The organism is Paenibacillus chitinolyticus NBRC 15660 (assembly GCF_000739915.1).
Classification (GTDB): Bacteria; Bacillota; Bacilli; order Paenibacillales; family NBRC-103111; genus Paenibacillus_F; species Paenibacillus_F chitinolyticus.
The window spans coordinates 13,502-26,487 of record NZ_BBJT01000010.1 but is presented as its reverse complement, the minus strand read 5'-3'; the positions used below and the strand labels follow the sequence as shown (position 1 = coordinate 26,487).

Sequence of the window (12,986 nt, the reverse complement as noted above, 5' to 3'; positions counted from 1 at the left end):
ATTAGTTTGTCTCCTTCTCGGAAAGATCTCTTCTTGCTTGGAGTTTTAATTTCAGCGATTCATGGGTCGGAAGTCCAAGCTTATCAACCGCAGCACAGAAAGTACTTGCATCCATTTCATCTTGGTCGTATTTCCCTCCATATTTAGAAAGGAGCTGAGAAGCAGACAACGTTTTACGCGCTCCGTCTTCTGGTTTATCTTTGGCCGCAGCCTTCAAATCGGCCAACTCGCGTTCCGCTGCTTCCGCCCGTTCCTGTGCAAGCTGGAGGCCCGTTTTCGTCTTCTCTTCCGCGTTGGCCGCTTTAATCTGATCGACTTCCGTTTTGATGGTCCCCACTTCAGACGCCACACTCTGCACGCTCGCTGTCAGCGTACTGATGCCAGCGGCAACATTCTTCAGCATTTCCTTCATAGCTTTCAGTTCTTCTTCGTTCACTTTTTGTTCCTCCTTGGGTTTATGTTTTGCGGCAAACCGCGTCGTTTTGTAAGCCGCGCTTTCTGCAAACAAAATAGCCGCGCCGGTCCCGCAGTAATCCACGACATCCAGCAACCCTTCAGGGTCGTCGGCGGCCGGCACGACGGAAGCTTCCATTTCCAGCGAGGCTCCGAATTGATACTCGGTGTAGCCGGTTTCGGCTGCCAGCGCGTTATAGTACCGGATCGTTCCCACGACATCCGGGAAATCCTTTGCATAAATGTAACCCTCGACCATGGCGAAGCCGTCCATGGATAGGTACGCTTTTTCGATGACGGCAACCTTGAACCGGGAATTGTGGTCCTGCATGCCGTTCTCATAGTCGATATTGAGCGCCATGCCTACAAAGGTGTGGATGTGCTTTTCACAGACCGTCGATGATATTCGGATTCGCTTCCCACCGGCTCCACCCGGCGGTCCATCCGATGGCTTGTCCACGGCAAAGAGCGCACATTTAAACGGCAGTTTGTTGGGATGCTCCAGCTTGTCCGATGCCTCCAGGTAAAAACCTTGGGGCTTAATCGCGCTGCTCATTTTCAGTAACAGTGTTTTCACCCCCTTTCCGAGCACAAAAAAAAGAACACTCGGTTAATTCAAGTGTCCTTTCATCTGTAAATAAAAAAGTCGCCCTTTTGAGCGACTTAATTTACCTTGGTGGCATTACAAATCAATTGTTGTGTGCGCACATCAATATGGCACTTAATTGCATACTTATTTTCGTCTTCGCCTGCTTCTCGTATATTTTCTTTGAGGTATACTTCAGCATCGTTTTCGGCTTGTTGTCTGCCTAACTTCTTTACGACATCAGGAACCACGGTTACCCTAAATCTTCGCATATAAACCCCTCCTACCTCGATCATAACACGAACCGAAATCAATCGGGAACACCCTTATCTTCTTTGCCCGTATCCTCCGGCACTTCCGGCCCTGGCCTTGGATCATCCAATGGTTTGTTGATGCCGTGGACGTTGTATCCTCTTCGGATAACAATCTCGCCGTGTTTGTTCGGCAACGCCTTCTTGCCGCGGTCGTTTCGGACTTCATCCGGCGTATCTACGCCACGATCCAGATACATTGCATCGATTTCCGCTTTCTGCTTCAGTTCCTTCAGCGATGTGGCATAAAGGAACTTGAATTCGAGTACATCGCCCATCTTGAAAAAGCCGTCGATGATCTCGTTATTGATGTGTTCTGAGATATTTTCAGCAATTGAGAAGATGGTATCGTTTGTGTCGTCGTTTTCGCTGTCTGCCGTGTTCCGGTTGACATCTTTCGTCTGCCCGAGCTTTTTAGGAGAAACCCCGAAGGCTGTCGCGACGATTTCAATTAAAAATCGTTGCCATTCGATATGAAGTGCTTTGTCGTCCGCTGTACCAAGATTCAAGACAGACGGACTTTCTCCGCTGATAATTGGAGTTTGACCACGCCCCTTGACTTCATATTCCCAAAAGGCTCTAAACGCCTTCACATCATCAGGAGTTGCGCCTTTCCCTAAATTAATGATCTGCTCGTTTGTGTTTGCCTTTGTACTTGAAGTTCGGTGAACCGTTATAAAATTTGTGACTGATTCCCATACCGTTTCAAGTGGACTCAATCCAAATGGTGTGCTGGACCGCGGATTCATTCTGATATACATTAACTCCGAATCCTTCAAATCTACTTGTTTCCCGTCGGATCTTTGAGCATAACGATATGAGTTCGGCTTCCCATCCCAATTTGAATACAATTCAATGGAGAACGCATCCACTGGATATAAGCGTAGAGGATGTTTAACATCACCAGCTTTTGCCTTTTCCGAAACCCCAGCACTTGCTACAAGCATATCCTCCACGATCTGCTCCAACCAAAGGCGGAATGAGTCGGAAGAGTTCGGTTTCTTCAGTACGTTTTCAATGAGCGTACAAAGGGGCTGATATTTCTCCTGGTCTTCCTCGTTAACGGCTGTCACTGACCAATTCAGCTTTGTGATACCGTCCTTAATAATGTTGATTGCTCGCCTTGGTATTGGTGATTCACTTAAAAGGCGTAGGTTGGCCGGTGTACGCTTCGGCGTTGATTGCTTTGTTCCCCGTCCGCCCAGAAAGCCGAATGGAAAGGGGAAGCTATCGGTTTGGCGTTCCGGCTCGTTCTTTACCCGGCCACCCTGTAAAAAGTTGGTCACCCATGACCAGACACCCAAAATTCTCACCTCCTTTAACCAAATGCAAATCCCGATTTAACTTGGATGTCTGCAAAGGCCAGAACAAAAGCGTCGGCTCTGTCCGGTGACGGCAGCCCACGCTTCTTCATTTCCTCTTTACGCTCCAGCAGGATCTTCCCGGAGCTATTCATACGCCACTTCCTTGTTGTGAGCTGGGCGATTAGCTTTTCGTCGTCCGGCACTTCCAGTACACCCGGCAGGCCCAATACGAAATTGGTCATGTTCTGTTCTAGCAGATCCTTCACGGTTCCCCACGTCTCCGCCCCTTTATTGGCGTAGGACTCATCATCGGAAGACGATCCGTTATTTACCGGGATGATTGTGTATCCGAGCTGCTTCTCGCTGTTGATCTCGTTCAGCCGGTCCGTAACGGCCCCGCCGACCCCGCTGTCATCAATCCGTATTTCTACTTCGCTGATGACCGGATGTTCTGCCCGCAGCTCGTTAATGAGCCGGATAACCCATCCGGTTGTTACCATGGTGTCCTGTTTGTGGTGATGGTGGAACTTCAGCACCTTCCCGCCAATACGGCCGTAGATGCATGTTTCATCGTCTCCGAACCGGGCCACGTCAACACCCACATACAATTTTGTTCCGGAAGGCTGACACCGGACGCTCTTGGCATGCTCGGCCGATTCCAGGGCAATGAACGAATCCGATTCACCCCGGGGGAATTCGCCTTCTACCCGGACCCGGTACACGTCGCTGCCTTCCCCGTATTTACGCTTCAGCTTGGCAATGTTTTCTTTGCTTGTCCGCGGGCTGTCCAGACACGACACCTTATGCGTTTTGTAATCTGCCCGGTCCCGGTTGTGCGAGTCGTAAAAGATCCCGCTTGTTCGCGTTGGGTTGCCGCACATCAAGAGCTTGTTTTCCAGTCCAGACAGTGTACCGAGAATCGCTTCCAATATCGGGTCGGCCACCCCGGAAGCTTCGTCCACAAGGAACAGCATGTAATCTTCGTGGAATCCCTGCATGTTCTCCGGCCGGGTTGCTGTACGCGCCGTTGCGAACCAACGTTCCTTCTGCCCGACCATGTATATCTTGGTTGCGGTCCATTTCAGGAAGTTATTCATCTTGGACGTGTTTAGCCACTTGGCTATCTCAGCCCAAAGGACATCATGTAATTGCTGCTTTGTAGGCGCGGTACAAACTACCTTTGGATATGGGCGGCAACTCAGATACCAAAGCGTTATCGCTGCTTCCAAGCCAGTCTTTCCTACACCTTGCCCGGATCGGACACTCACATGTGAATTTTGGGCGAGGTCCATCATAACCGCCCGTTGCCACGGGTCAGGGTGAAAGTCGAGCATGTCTTCAGCAAAGGCCGGAGGATCATCCCAATATAGGTCGATTAGGTCCACCGCAACGTTAAAAGGCTTGCTACTCATGAACTTTTCTCATCCCCTTGCGCCGCGCAGCAACTTCCTCTATGGCTGAAGTCCACATTTCCGCGCCTTCGCCCGGTTTGTTCAGCATATCCACTTCTGCTTTCAGCTTGGTTACCCGCAAGCGCTGCTCTTCCAGTACGTCTTCGGGCGGCAGGCTTCTCAGCATGTCCTCGTACTGCCGGATCATGGATGCAAGCCGAGCCATCGCGGCAGTCTGGGCATTGAGCGCCGTCGCCTGCCGGTCCCAAGCAAACTGAAATTCGAATTCTTCCTCGGTGACGATCTGGTGAAGCTCTTTATTCTTCCCGCGACCGGTGCTGTGAACTTCGAACTTCTGTTTCTTCAGTTCTTTAATCATTTCGTCCTTGCTCTTTACGAACATTTTGCGCTGGGCATCCATGATGTTTGTCCAGGCGATACGTATTTGATGCCATAGCATGTCCAGCGGGGTCATGTCTTCGGTTGCGTCGAATATCTCCAGGTACGAAGGATCATCCGGGAGTATCTTTCGAAACAGTCCATGTGTCACCGCTTTGGAATTGCCCGGGGGACCACCCGGGCCGCCGCGATTACCGACCGCGTTCTTGTTCCCGCCCGGCGCACCGCGACGCCGCGGTTTCGGGTCCGGCTGCTCTTCCCATTTGTCGATGCTCTTCCACTTTCGAACCATGGCGTCGCTGACCCCGAGCTTCGCCGCGATTTCTTTCGGCTTTAACTCTCGGCCGCTGTCCAGCCACATTTTCAAGGCGCTTTGCCGCGCCGGACTTCGTTCTCTCGACATTACATTACACCCACCTCCATGACGAATTGAGTTGGAATTCACGTTTATTCGTAATTTCTTCGATTAAGGTGTTTTGAGCTGCTTTTTCACTCTCTTCAAACCGAGGCCGCGAAGGGCCGTATTCCACTATTTTCTGGTATTTGAGTGCATCACAACCTATATTCTGTTGCACTCGTTAAAACGACGAAATCCTTGTCATTCTTAGCTGATTTCCATTTTCAGAAAATGAGTGCAACAATGGTGTTTTTATGAATAACTCAAATCCGAAATTGCTTCATCCATGGCGTCTTGTGTCAGGCCCAAATAGCGCAAAGTGATGCTCTGTTCGCTGTGATTGAACATGTTCATTAGTAACGCTAGGTTCCGAGGATTCTGAACATACAGGTGATAGCCCCACGTTTTTCGCATTGTGTGACAGCCGATCTCCTTAAGTCCGTATTTCTGTGCCGCATTCTTCAGAACCTTGTAAGCCATCGTCCGATGGAAAGGCTGCTGAGATATGCCGGTCTTCTTCTTCCGCTGCCTGCTCGGGAATAAGTACTCTTCATCCCGTTTGCCTGCAATGTATGATTCTAGCGCAGGCTTTAAATCTGGATGAATAATAAACTTCCGCTCTTTTCTTAGCTTTTTTGTATTCCGGGTCTTCTGTTCAATCAAGACAATATGACTTTTGCTTCGAACATCACCCACCCGAAGATTGAGTAAATCCGACACGCGCAGGCCGCTATAAATGCCGAGACAGAAGAAAATGTAATTTCGCTCACTTTGTAGACGAAGATCCCTTTTTATCGCCTCGATAATTGCTTTATCACGGATTGGTTGAACTGACTTCATACACCGCACCGCCTCGGATACAAACTTGCTTGCTGCAAAACTGGCTGGCTGCTTCCCAGCGGCCCCATATGCAGCCCTTGCAGACAAGTGGCTGCTGCGGAGGGTCTTTTACCCGTATTCCGTCCATGTACGCGCCCCCTTTGTTTGGAATAGAAAAAAGACCCGTTACATATAACGAGTCCTCGCAATCACAGAAGCAAACGACAAAGCATGATCGTCATGATTTTTCGTTTATTCCCGACTTTTGTAAAAGGGCATTAAACCCTACCTCACACCAAACCCTTGACGATTTACGTCTAAGGACCTAAGTCCCACAGCTTAGCCGAGTGCCTACGTTGATAAGGGTTACAGTAGACATCACCCGAGCCTTGTTTCGGCTCCGTGAATCTACTGTAACCCCAGGTAACGGACATTTTGTGGACAGCGTTTGGACAACAATTGGACAGAAAATGGACATTTTTCAGTCTAAGTAAAGCAGGGTATCTGCTACTGAAAGAATACCCTCCGTAATTTTACGGTCTATTGTTTTTTCGCAGCAGTGCCAGCCGCTAAAGTACAGGATTGTTGCTGCTCGGGAATTACCTTTTAGAAACCGATACTCCATCACGCTGCGAACGTCCGCAAAGGTAATCTGGCTTATTGCCCTTTCTATACGACGAGTTGATTTAATCAAAGCCGCTTGCCTTCTAATTTGTATCTCCGTTTCAGGAGGTTCGCTTTCGAAGAGAAGGACCTTCTGCTTGTCTTCTCTATACTTTCGCAGGTCTTCTTTAGCCCGAGCTATATCGGCCTTTGTTGCCTTTGGAAAAAGCTCTTCCATCATGTACATAACTGACATTCCCTCTCAACCCTCCATATGATATATTGGAATTGAGAGTATAGCGCCGCCCTCGGAACCCGCTCCCCAACGATATCGAGGGCTTTTGTTATTTCTCTATCTTCATGACCGGCTTCGCATAACAAACCCTTTCCTTTACTGCCACGGAATCTATCACATATAAAACACCTCCTACCCTAATGACATGTCCCACTTTTGCATTAAAACGTAGCTTTGCAAGATGATCGCCATTTTGCTTTAACATCCTTAATCCGCTAGGCATTGGATATTTCCCTTTTGCTCCAGTAAGTGAGGGAATTTATACTTAATCGGTCTGCTCATATCTGTTCCTCCTATATGGGGAGGGATTTCCTCCCCTAGTTGATGTTTGGTCATTTATGATCAAGCGTTATATACCAGTAACCTTCTTCGTCTCGATGGACATAAACTTTAGTGTGAACGCCATGATCCGATGAATCTATCATCTGCTGGACAATTTCTCCGACTTTGCTTTGGTCGTCCGTACCGTCCTGCATGCTCACTGTATAACCCTCCCTTAGTTGATGTTACTTTTCTTCTTCTCTCCAGAAGTCAGAACCAATTCTGTCCCACACCCAGTCGTCAAAAGCTTTTTCGATTTCCTCCTCAGTTGTATCATCCTTAAATTCCACTACTTCTCGCTCCGTGTTTCCCAGTGCGAGATACCAGTTAAAAATGATTTTTCGCATATATAACCACTCCCCTATTTGATGTTCCTGGCTTACCAGTCGTTTCGTTCCCGAACTATTTTCAAATCTTCTTCAGACAACGTAACTTCTACCGGATCGTAATGCTCTTTGATAAAAGTGACATCGTTACTTAACGGGAGGCTTGCTATGAACTTGTAGAAATCTTCGATATCGTCATTGTCTGGTTTGGATAGGTCGTTCCGGATGATCAACGTGGCGTCTGATAGGATCAATGTATCAAGATACTCGTCCTCCCAATCGCCGCATTCGACTCCATCGCACAGATAACGGCCTTCCTTATTTCTTGCCTTAAACGCAATTGCGCTTACAGCCATTCTTTAAACCCTCCCTTAGTTGATGTTTGGATTCATTCTTCAACGATCTTCAAGCAGTCAACCGAAAATCCCCCGCTCTTTCCTTCAAGCAGCACGACCTTCGCTCCATGCCCTAGTTCCCACGGGTTACTCCGCGTCACCCAAACCTTATCCGGGTACTTTCTTGCTTCGTAGCAGTTCACCATGATTACTTTTGTTCCAATTTCCATCTATAAACCCTCCCATGTATTTCTGTGTTAAACCCGCACTTTTGCGACCTCAATCTTGTACTGTCTCTTGATAAACTCGATATGACGGCCGCCTCTTACATTTGGATGCCTATGGCGTTGCGGTAGATATTCCGGCCCCACATGGTCAATTGACTCGGGTGGGCCGCACCAGTAAGAGTCTGTGCTGCGGCCCTTTCCGTCCGTAAACCTGGACATGATATTTCCGTCCCCGTCTTTCCACATTTCAAATTTCAGCCGTGCCATAGGTATAAACCTCCCATGTATTTCTGTGTTAGATTACTGAGCGTGGATCTCCCCTGCCCAGCCACATTTGCAAAGGTAGTTCCAGCAGGTTACTTCCATAATGCCTTTGTTTTCTAGCACCTTGCCTGTTCTGGCGGAAACGATCCGTCCGATCGCTATTTGTTCATAGATTTTCAGATTATCATTTCCGCATTTAGGGCACTTATCTTGGTACATCCCATGCACACCGTCCTCCCATGTATTTCTGTGTTAGGTTTGCCCTTTCGGATTATCCGGAACAATAAGCGAAGTCCAATGCGTGTGATAGCCGGGCCAATCTGCGTCAAGCGGAGACCCGCAATATGGCGGTTCTTCAATCGGAAATGACCACCACAGCACAGTGCCGTCATCTTCATGCCATTCATCTATCGGGCGCGGAGTCGCTGTGAGTCGTTGCAAAAGTTCTTCGCGGTATTCCGGCGCAAACTCGTAATCCCCACCGCGACATGCGTTCTCAAACTCAAATACCAATTCTTCGTTTTCACATTCTTTGGCCGGCCTTCCTGGACCCATCGTTTAACCCTCCCTTAGTTGATGTTTAGCCTGCAAACTTCTCTAAAATCTTTAGATATTGATCGAAATTTTCTTCGATTCGCTTCTTTGCCACGGCCACCGCATCCTTGTAGCCCACTGACTTAGAGACGGCCGCGCCCGTCTTAACGTCTGACACGACCCAAAAAGTTCCGTCATGTCGGATAAAGAAATCATAGCCTCGAACAACGAAAACCTTTTCCCCGATTACCGAAAGAACCTTTTTAACGCCATTTTCAAGAACTATTATTTTGAACTCTTCTGGGTTCTTCAGCTTGCGGATCGGTTGGGGCTTCGGCTCTCGGTACTTTCGTATGCGAGGTGGATGTTTTGGCAACCGATCATAATCCTCTTGCAGCTTTTTAAGGTTTATTCTCGTCTTGTTCTCGATCTCCGCAGCAGTAGCTAGGGCATGTTTCTTATATTCAACCCTGAAGTCCAATTCGTTCCAACGGTCGCTCTGGTCATACCACCATGGCCGGAAGACGTTCAAGTATCCCCGGTCAAACATTAGATTTATTTCATTCTTTGCCCGCAGAATATGAAACCTGCTTATTTTCCCCGTAGTTATGGACTTGGCAGCACGGGACAAATATTTCTTCCTAAAGCGTTTCGTTGCTTTTTTCATAGCTGATATACCTCCCATGTATTTCTGTGTTACCTAGATAGAATCCAGTTTGGAAAATGCATGTTCTGATTTTTCCGACACAACTCTTACTGTCCAGTCATCAGGCAGTTTAATTTTGTCTTCTTTTAACATTTTTTCGAGTTCGCCCGATCCCTGAACTAGTGCAGATCGAGCAGATACACATATTACCTTGGCGCAGTATATCGTTCCGTTTACATTGGTGGAAGCAATCCAATACATCCGATTATTCCCGTAATTTTCATGCCCTGCTCCGGCTCCTCTTCCCATCTATAAACCCTCCCATGTATTTCTGTGTTCAAACTAACCGTCATAACCCGTAAGTTTCCGGGCTGCTTCAAGGTCTTCTTCGTCCGGGTGTATGTCCCATAATTTTTCCTGTATCATACGTGAAATGAATTCTTTCTGCATTTTAATGGGCGCGGATTGTATTAATTCTTTGACATCTGTATCGTAGGGCGCTTGATCGCAGGCGATGTACAACCTATACATTAATTCCGATATCTCTTCTTTTTTCACGCGGTATAAACCCTCCCTTAGTTGATGTTTACCGAACTACAAGCCATTCCCCGCTGTCCAGCATGCTCTGTGATTCTTCCCGTGTGATCGCTTCATGTGATGCGTCTGGATAAATGACGTGGATCATGCCAGTATAATAGCCGTCAAAATCTTGGTGATGGGAAATCATCAACTTGCCTATATTCGTGCTTTGCACAAACTCGCAGCCGTCGATATCCTCAATCTGGAACCCTTGAATAGCTTTCATATAACCCTCCCTTAGTTGATGTTTAGACTATCCCATGTATTTCTGTGTTCAGCCGAGTTCATAAGGCCTCGTCAATATTCAACGTGATTTGCTCGTGTTTCAGAAAATTGAGAGCTTCCGGGATGTTAGCATCAGGGAAACGACTGTAACCCGTCCCGTCCACGCTATCGCAGCCAATATCCCTCGCATATGACAACCGCTGCAGGCTATTGACCCTGCCCATGTGAACCCATTTCCCTCGCCACTTCGCCTCCCGCACTAACCACCTGATTTCCGGTCCAAGCTTGTAATCCGTTGATCCACCGATGAATACAGCATCAAGCTTCCCCCAGGGCATACATAGTTTTTCCTGACCGTCCTGGAGGACGAAGGCTATAGGAAGACCGTATGAATGAATCACTGGCTCCCAGTGTAAAAACATATCCAACGTGCCCATTGCATCACCAACAATATCGGGGGCAGTAACAAATGTTGGATTCGATCCTCGCATGCGATCTAGCATGCTCATGAACCGATTCTCATCGAATCCATTGAAGCAATCATTGTCCGCCGCCCACGGAATGCCACTCGTTGTATAGTATGATAGGTTGCCTGCTCGGGGAGTGAGTAGCCCGCCGATATTGTCCGAATCTCCCGATACTCTCTTTACGGTTTGGGTAGCTCCGCTAACAAGCAGCAGCATGTCATCACCTCAACTGTAGTATTCGAGTTCGCTGTATCGCTCCAACATTCCATTGCTTTTTAGAGACAAGTATTTCTTTTGAATTGACCCTTCTGGACGGTCAAGCGCCAGAGAAACAGACAAGCGGCCATCAATTTTATAGTATTTTGCAAGGTAGCAAAGCTCTTCCTCCGAAAACGGCTGACCGTGTTTCGGAGGAAAATCGGGATGATACTTCATCCGGCCTAGGCCGTCATATTGAATTTCAGCTATCAAACCGAACTCCCCTTCCCATGTATTTCTGTGTTACAAATAATCAATCTACACTTCCGTTGATTTCATCCGCGAAGTAAGCAGATAAAGCCTTTGCTAGATTTGAAAGTCTAGCTGCAGAATCTGCCAAACTATAAGAGGACTTCGCTAGATACCCCAATTCCTTTAGAGCGTGTTCTTGTTTTGAATCATCTTCAAAATTTCCTTTTGTTATGTTCATCCACAAGTACGATATATCAAACTTTGTTCTTTCTAGTAATTCCTTTGCTTTTTCATGTTCTTCAAGGATGTATGCATATGCTTCTCGGCTTGAGTTAAATGACGTTCTGCTCATTTCTAATTTCCTCCCATGTATTTCTGTGTTACTCAACTTGCGTCAAAGTACATTTCGAATTGCTTACCGCAGCCATCTTCGCATTCCAGCGTGTAAGTTTCTCCGCACTCGTCTTTATCGAGTTCCACCCAATGCGCTCCGCAGTATGGGCATTTCAGCATTTTTTTGGTCATTTCCAATACACGCTCCTATCAAAATGTTTCCTCATGCGCCAGCATGTTTCCGATGCATCTGGCGCAAATGTTCGAATTTTCATAATCCGGGTATGCCTCGGGACTTTCCGCGAACTCTTGCACGACGAATTGAACGCATTCCTTCTGTTTCCCGCAACGATCACAGTCTGCAATCACAAGTTCCATATATTGCCCTCCTATTCATCCAGAAGTCAAATAACCCCGATCAAACCGGCAGCTATTTTTGGTATGCTGATCGTAGATAAACTCCCTAAAACGTGGTATAGTTGCCGTAAGGTGTTTTGACGATGCCCCCGGCTCCTATCCCAAATAGGCCGGGGCATTTTTGTTTTTCAGACCATCCAGGTCCAAAAATTCGCTTATTTCGATCTGGCCTTCTGTCGTCGCTTCCCGGACAAATCCCTGCTGCACCCATTCCGCCGGTGCCGCGTGTAAGTAATCCGACCATACGGGATGACCTGCAAACCATTCGGGCCGTGCGGTTTCCGCCTGCTCCGTCCAGACCCAAAACGTCCCGGCCTTAATCATCAAATCGGCCATATCCGAATTGCTTGTCCATGTTGGTTATCCCGGGTCCGACGGTATCTTGCAGTAGCTGCTGAAATACCATCAATCGGTCCGGCTTCGCCCCAATCTCGTGAACTAGGCGGCGCTCACTCGGCTTTAGCTTGCGGCCGGTAGCATTGGACAGCAGTTCCATGACCGGCTGAAGACGCTCGGCCTGCTCGTGCATCTGAAATTCCTTGGCCTTTCGTTTCTCCAACTCCTCGAAGTCTTGCGCGTCATACCAAAAATAAGGGCCGTACCGGCGTGTCCATTCAGATATCCAGTACTGCAATTCTTCTTCGTTTGTTTGAATCCGGTCATGGCAGACGCCGTTCAACCGCATGCCGTTCGTCTTGACGCCACGGCCACCCCGTCCCCGCGGCATTACATGGTGCGTCGTGGTATCCGGCAGCAGGCCGCAACACTGGCACCGCCCATCGGCTTCCTGAATCAACTCCTTGATGACTGTCGTCGGAAACTCCGCTCGGTCTGCCTTGGACGGCCGCCGATTGTGGTGGGCGGTTATGCCTTGCCGCCAAGGAGCCACTTCTTTACGCTTTTTTTTGAACATTCAACATCACCTCCGCGCTTGACGCTTTCTGGATTGCCTTTAATAAAATCGCCTGACTATGCATAATCACTTCGTGATCCGCAAAACCCTGAGCTATTAACTCAACAAACAGCATCCGAATTGTATAATCCAAATCGATAACCTGTTCCTGGATCAATTCGACAAACTCACCCAATTGGACCGGCACCTTGTTTTCGATCCGCCGCCTATCATGCTTCTTGCCGCCAATAACGGCCTTCCCTCGCTTGTTCGTGTTTCCCATACGGGCATATGGACTTTGGGCCGCGGCTGTCATATTTCCGAATCCTCGCTACGCATTTGTTCAATTTCCCATTCCATGTCTTGCCGGATCATTTCGGCAAGCTGTTCGGGAGTTATGTCGAAATCATTC

23 protein-coding genes are annotated in these 12,986 nt (G+C 48.1%); all 23 read right to left on the bottom strand.

What is annotated here, in order from left to right; all coding sequences use genetic code 11:
* Nucleotide 1 precedes the first annotated feature (1 nt).
* Nucleotides 2-1,030, bottom strand: a complete 1,029-nt coding sequence (locus PCH01S_RS21490) for a 3-oxoacyl-ACP reductase (RefSeq protein WP_241688715.1) — start codon at nucleotides 1,028-1,030, stop codon at nucleotides 2-4.
* An 86-nt stretch (nucleotides 1,031-1,116) separates the two neighbouring features.
* A complete protein-coding gene (locus PCH01S_RS21485; protein WP_042232925.1) occupies nucleotides 1,117-1,311 on the bottom strand; it encodes a hypothetical protein in 195 nt (64 codons plus the stop codon).
* Nucleotides 1,312-1,349: 38 nt separating this feature from the next.
* On the bottom strand, nucleotides 1,350-2,654 hold the full coding sequence (locus PCH01S_RS21480; protein WP_053228766.1) for a phage portal protein: 1,305 nt from the start codon (nucleotides 2,652-2,654) through the stop codon (nucleotides 1,350-1,352).
* 14 nt (nucleotides 2,655-2,668) lie between these two features.
* Nucleotides 2,669-4,066, bottom strand: coding sequence for a phage terminase large subunit (locus PCH01S_RS21475; protein ID WP_042232922.1), 1,398 nt, complete (start codon nucleotides 4,064-4,066; stop codon nucleotides 2,669-2,671).
* Complete coding sequence (terS, locus tag PCH01S_RS21470; RefSeq protein WP_042232920.1) at nucleotides 4,059-4,847, bottom strand: phage terminase small subunit; 789 nt, start codon at nucleotides 4,845-4,847, stop codon at nucleotides 4,059-4,061. Before terS ends, PCH01S_RS21475 begins: the two co-directional genes overlap by 8 nt.
* 246 nt (nucleotides 4,848-5,093) lie before the next feature.
* On the bottom strand, nucleotides 5,094-5,681 hold the full coding sequence (locus PCH01S_RS21465; protein WP_042232918.1) for a tyrosine-type recombinase/integrase: 588 nt from the start codon (nucleotides 5,679-5,681) through the stop codon (nucleotides 5,094-5,096).
* Nucleotides 5,656-5,808: a hypothetical protein gene (locus PCH01S_RS30955; protein WP_164977148.1), complete on the bottom strand. Its 153-nt coding sequence runs from the start codon at nucleotides 5,806-5,808 to the stop codon at nucleotides 5,656-5,658. The genes PCH01S_RS21465 and PCH01S_RS30955 overlap by 26 nt, the downstream gene beginning before the upstream one ends.
* A 333-nt stretch (nucleotides 5,809-6,141) precedes the next feature.
* A complete protein-coding gene (locus tag PCH01S_RS21460) occupies nucleotides 6,142-6,519 on the bottom strand; it encodes a hypothetical protein (protein ID WP_042232916.1) in 378 nt (125 codons plus the stop codon).
* Between the two features lie 545 nt (nucleotides 6,520-7,064).
* Nucleotides 7,065-7,226: a hypothetical protein gene (locus PCH01S_RS30625; RefSeq protein ID WP_156972855.1), complete on the bottom strand. Its 162-nt coding sequence runs from the start codon at nucleotides 7,224-7,226 to the stop codon at nucleotides 7,065-7,067.
* A gap of 32 nt (nucleotides 7,227-7,258) precedes the next feature.
* Entirely contained in the window at nucleotides 7,259-7,561 is a 303-nt protein-coding gene (locus PCH01S_RS21455) for a hypothetical protein (protein ID WP_042232914.1), read from the bottom strand.
* 32 nt (nucleotides 7,562-7,593) lie between these two features.
* Entirely contained in the window at nucleotides 7,594-7,770 is a 177-nt protein-coding gene (locus PCH01S_RS30950) for a hypothetical protein (protein ID WP_164977149.1), read from the bottom strand.
* A 27-nt stretch (nucleotides 7,771-7,797) separates the two neighbouring features.
* On the bottom strand, nucleotides 7,798-8,034 hold the full coding sequence (locus PCH01S_RS21450; RefSeq protein ID WP_042232912.1) for a hypothetical protein: 237 nt from the start codon (nucleotides 8,032-8,034) through the stop codon (nucleotides 7,798-7,800).
* 249 nt (nucleotides 8,035-8,283) lie between these two features.
* Nucleotides 8,284-8,586: a hypothetical protein gene (locus PCH01S_RS21440; protein WP_053228765.1), complete on the bottom strand. Its 303-nt coding sequence runs from the start codon at nucleotides 8,584-8,586 to the stop codon at nucleotides 8,284-8,286.
* A gap of 25 nt (nucleotides 8,587-8,611) precedes the next feature.
* Entirely contained in the window at nucleotides 8,612-9,232 is a 621-nt protein-coding gene (locus PCH01S_RS21435) for a hypothetical protein (protein WP_042232907.1), read from the bottom strand.
* 33 nt (nucleotides 9,233-9,265) lie between these two features.
* Nucleotides 9,266-9,520, bottom strand: coding sequence for a hypothetical protein (locus PCH01S_RS21430; RefSeq protein ID WP_042232905.1), 255 nt, complete (start codon nucleotides 9,518-9,520; stop codon nucleotides 9,266-9,268).
* Nucleotides 9,521-9,553: 33 nt separating this feature from the next.
* Complete coding sequence (locus PCH01S_RS21425; RefSeq protein ID WP_042232903.1) at nucleotides 9,554-9,769, bottom strand: hypothetical protein; 216 nt, start codon at nucleotides 9,767-9,769, stop codon at nucleotides 9,554-9,556.
* A gap of 28 nt (nucleotides 9,770-9,797) precedes the next feature.
* Complete coding sequence (locus PCH01S_RS21420) at nucleotides 9,798-10,016, bottom strand: hypothetical protein (RefSeq protein WP_042232901.1); 219 nt, start codon at nucleotides 10,014-10,016, stop codon at nucleotides 9,798-9,800.
* Between the two features lie 58 nt (nucleotides 10,017-10,074).
* Nucleotides 10,075-10,524 (bottom strand): hypothetical protein, encoded by a 450-nt coding sequence (locus PCH01S_RS21415; protein ID WP_129112520.1) that lies wholly within the window; start codon nucleotides 10,522-10,524, stop codon nucleotides 10,075-10,077.
* 183 nt (nucleotides 10,525-10,707) lie between these two features.
* Entirely contained in the window at nucleotides 10,708-10,953 is a 246-nt protein-coding gene (locus PCH01S_RS21410) for a DNA-entry nuclease (RefSeq protein ID WP_129112521.1), read from the bottom strand.
* 40 nt (nucleotides 10,954-10,993) lie between these two features.
* Nucleotides 10,994-11,284 carry a hypothetical protein gene (locus PCH01S_RS21405; RefSeq protein ID WP_042232899.1) on the bottom strand — a complete coding sequence of 97 codons (291 nt, stop codon included), beginning with the start codon at nucleotides 11,282-11,284 and terminating at the stop codon, nucleotides 10,994-10,996.
* A 494-nt stretch (nucleotides 11,285-11,778) separates the two neighbouring features.
* Complete coding sequence (locus PCH01S_RS21400) at nucleotides 11,779-12,009, bottom strand: hypothetical protein (protein WP_129112522.1); 231 nt, start codon at nucleotides 12,007-12,009, stop codon at nucleotides 11,779-11,781.
* Nucleotides 11,999-12,595: an HNH endonuclease gene (locus PCH01S_RS21395; RefSeq protein WP_042232895.1), complete on the bottom strand. Its 597-nt coding sequence runs from the start codon at nucleotides 12,593-12,595 to the stop codon at nucleotides 11,999-12,001. The genes PCH01S_RS21400 and PCH01S_RS21395 overlap by 11 nt, the downstream gene beginning before the upstream one ends.
* Complete coding sequence (locus PCH01S_RS21390; protein ID WP_042232893.1) at nucleotides 12,576-12,890, bottom strand: hypothetical protein; 315 nt, start codon at nucleotides 12,888-12,890, stop codon at nucleotides 12,576-12,578. Before PCH01S_RS21390 ends, PCH01S_RS21395 begins: the two co-directional genes overlap by 20 nt.
* Nucleotides 12,891-12,986 lie beyond the last annotated feature (96 nt).

What these genes read in the sequence shown, in the direction of transcription:
- PCH01S_RS21390 (WP_042232893.1), bottom strand. Translation starts at nt 12,890, where the DNA reads ATGACAGCCGCGGCCCAAAGTCCATATGCCCGTATGGGAAACACGAAC.
- terS (WP_042232920.1), bottom strand. Translation starts at nt 4,847, where the DNA reads ATGTCGAGAGAACGAAGTCCGGCGCGGCAAAGCGCCTTGAAAATGTGG.
- PCH01S_RS21440 (WP_053228765.1), bottom strand. Translation starts at nt 8,586, where the DNA reads ATGGGTCCAGGAAGGCCGGCCAAAGAATGTGAAAACGAAGAATTGGTA.
- PCH01S_RS21475 (WP_042232922.1), bottom strand. Translation starts at nt 4,066, where the DNA reads ATGAGTAGCAAGCCTTTTAACGTTGCGGTGGACCTAATCGACCTATAT.
- PCH01S_RS21415 (WP_129112520.1), bottom strand. Translation starts at nt 10,524, where the DNA reads ATGAGCATGCTAGATCGCATGCGAGGATCGAATCCAACATTTGTTACT.
- PCH01S_RS21435 (WP_042232907.1), bottom strand. Translation starts at nt 9,232, where the DNA reads ATGAAAAAAGCAACGAAACGCTTTAGGAAGAAATATTTGTCCCGTGCT.
- PCH01S_RS30625 (WP_156972855.1), bottom strand. Translation starts at nt 7,226, where the DNA reads ATGCGAAAAATCATTTTTAACTGGTATCTCGCACTGGGAAACACGGAG.
- PCH01S_RS21405 (WP_042232899.1), bottom strand. Translation starts at nt 11,284, where the DNA reads ATGAGCAGAACGTCATTTAACTCAAGCCGAGAAGCATATGCATACATC.
- PCH01S_RS21395 (WP_042232895.1), bottom strand. Translation starts at nt 12,595, where the DNA reads ATGTTCAAAAAAAAGCGTAAAGAAGTGGCTCCTTGGCGGCAAGGCATA.
- PCH01S_RS21465 (WP_042232918.1), bottom strand. Translation starts at nt 5,681, where the DNA reads ATGAAGTCAGTTCAACCAATCCGTGATAAAGCAATTATCGAGGCGATA.
- PCH01S_RS30955 (WP_164977148.1), bottom strand. Translation starts at nt 5,808, where the DNA reads ATGGACGGAATACGGGTAAAAGACCCTCCGCAGCAGCCACTTGTCTGC.
- PCH01S_RS21455 (WP_042232914.1), bottom strand. Translation starts at nt 7,561, where the DNA reads ATGGCTGTAAGCGCAATTGCGTTTAAGGCAAGAAATAAGGAAGGCCGT.
- PCH01S_RS21485 (WP_042232925.1), bottom strand. Translation starts at nt 1,311, where the DNA reads ATGCGAAGATTTAGGGTAACCGTGGTTCCTGATGTCGTAAAGAAGTTA.
- PCH01S_RS21420 (WP_042232901.1), bottom strand. Translation starts at nt 10,016, where the DNA reads ATGAAAGCTATTCAAGGGTTCCAGATTGAGGATATCGACGGCTGCGAG.
- PCH01S_RS21460 (WP_042232916.1), bottom strand. Translation starts at nt 6,519, where the DNA reads ATGTCAGTTATGTACATGATGGAAGAGCTTTTTCCAAAGGCAACAAAG.
- PCH01S_RS21450 (WP_042232912.1), bottom strand. Translation starts at nt 8,034, where the DNA reads ATGGCACGGCTGAAATTTGAAATGTGGAAAGACGGGGACGGAAATATC.
- PCH01S_RS21430 (WP_042232905.1), bottom strand. Translation starts at nt 9,520, where the DNA reads ATGGGAAGAGGAGCCGGAGCAGGGCATGAAAATTACGGGAATAATCGG.
- PCH01S_RS30950 (WP_164977149.1), bottom strand. Translation starts at nt 7,770, where the DNA reads ATGGAAATTGGAACAAAAGTAATCATGGTGAACTGCTACGAAGCAAGA.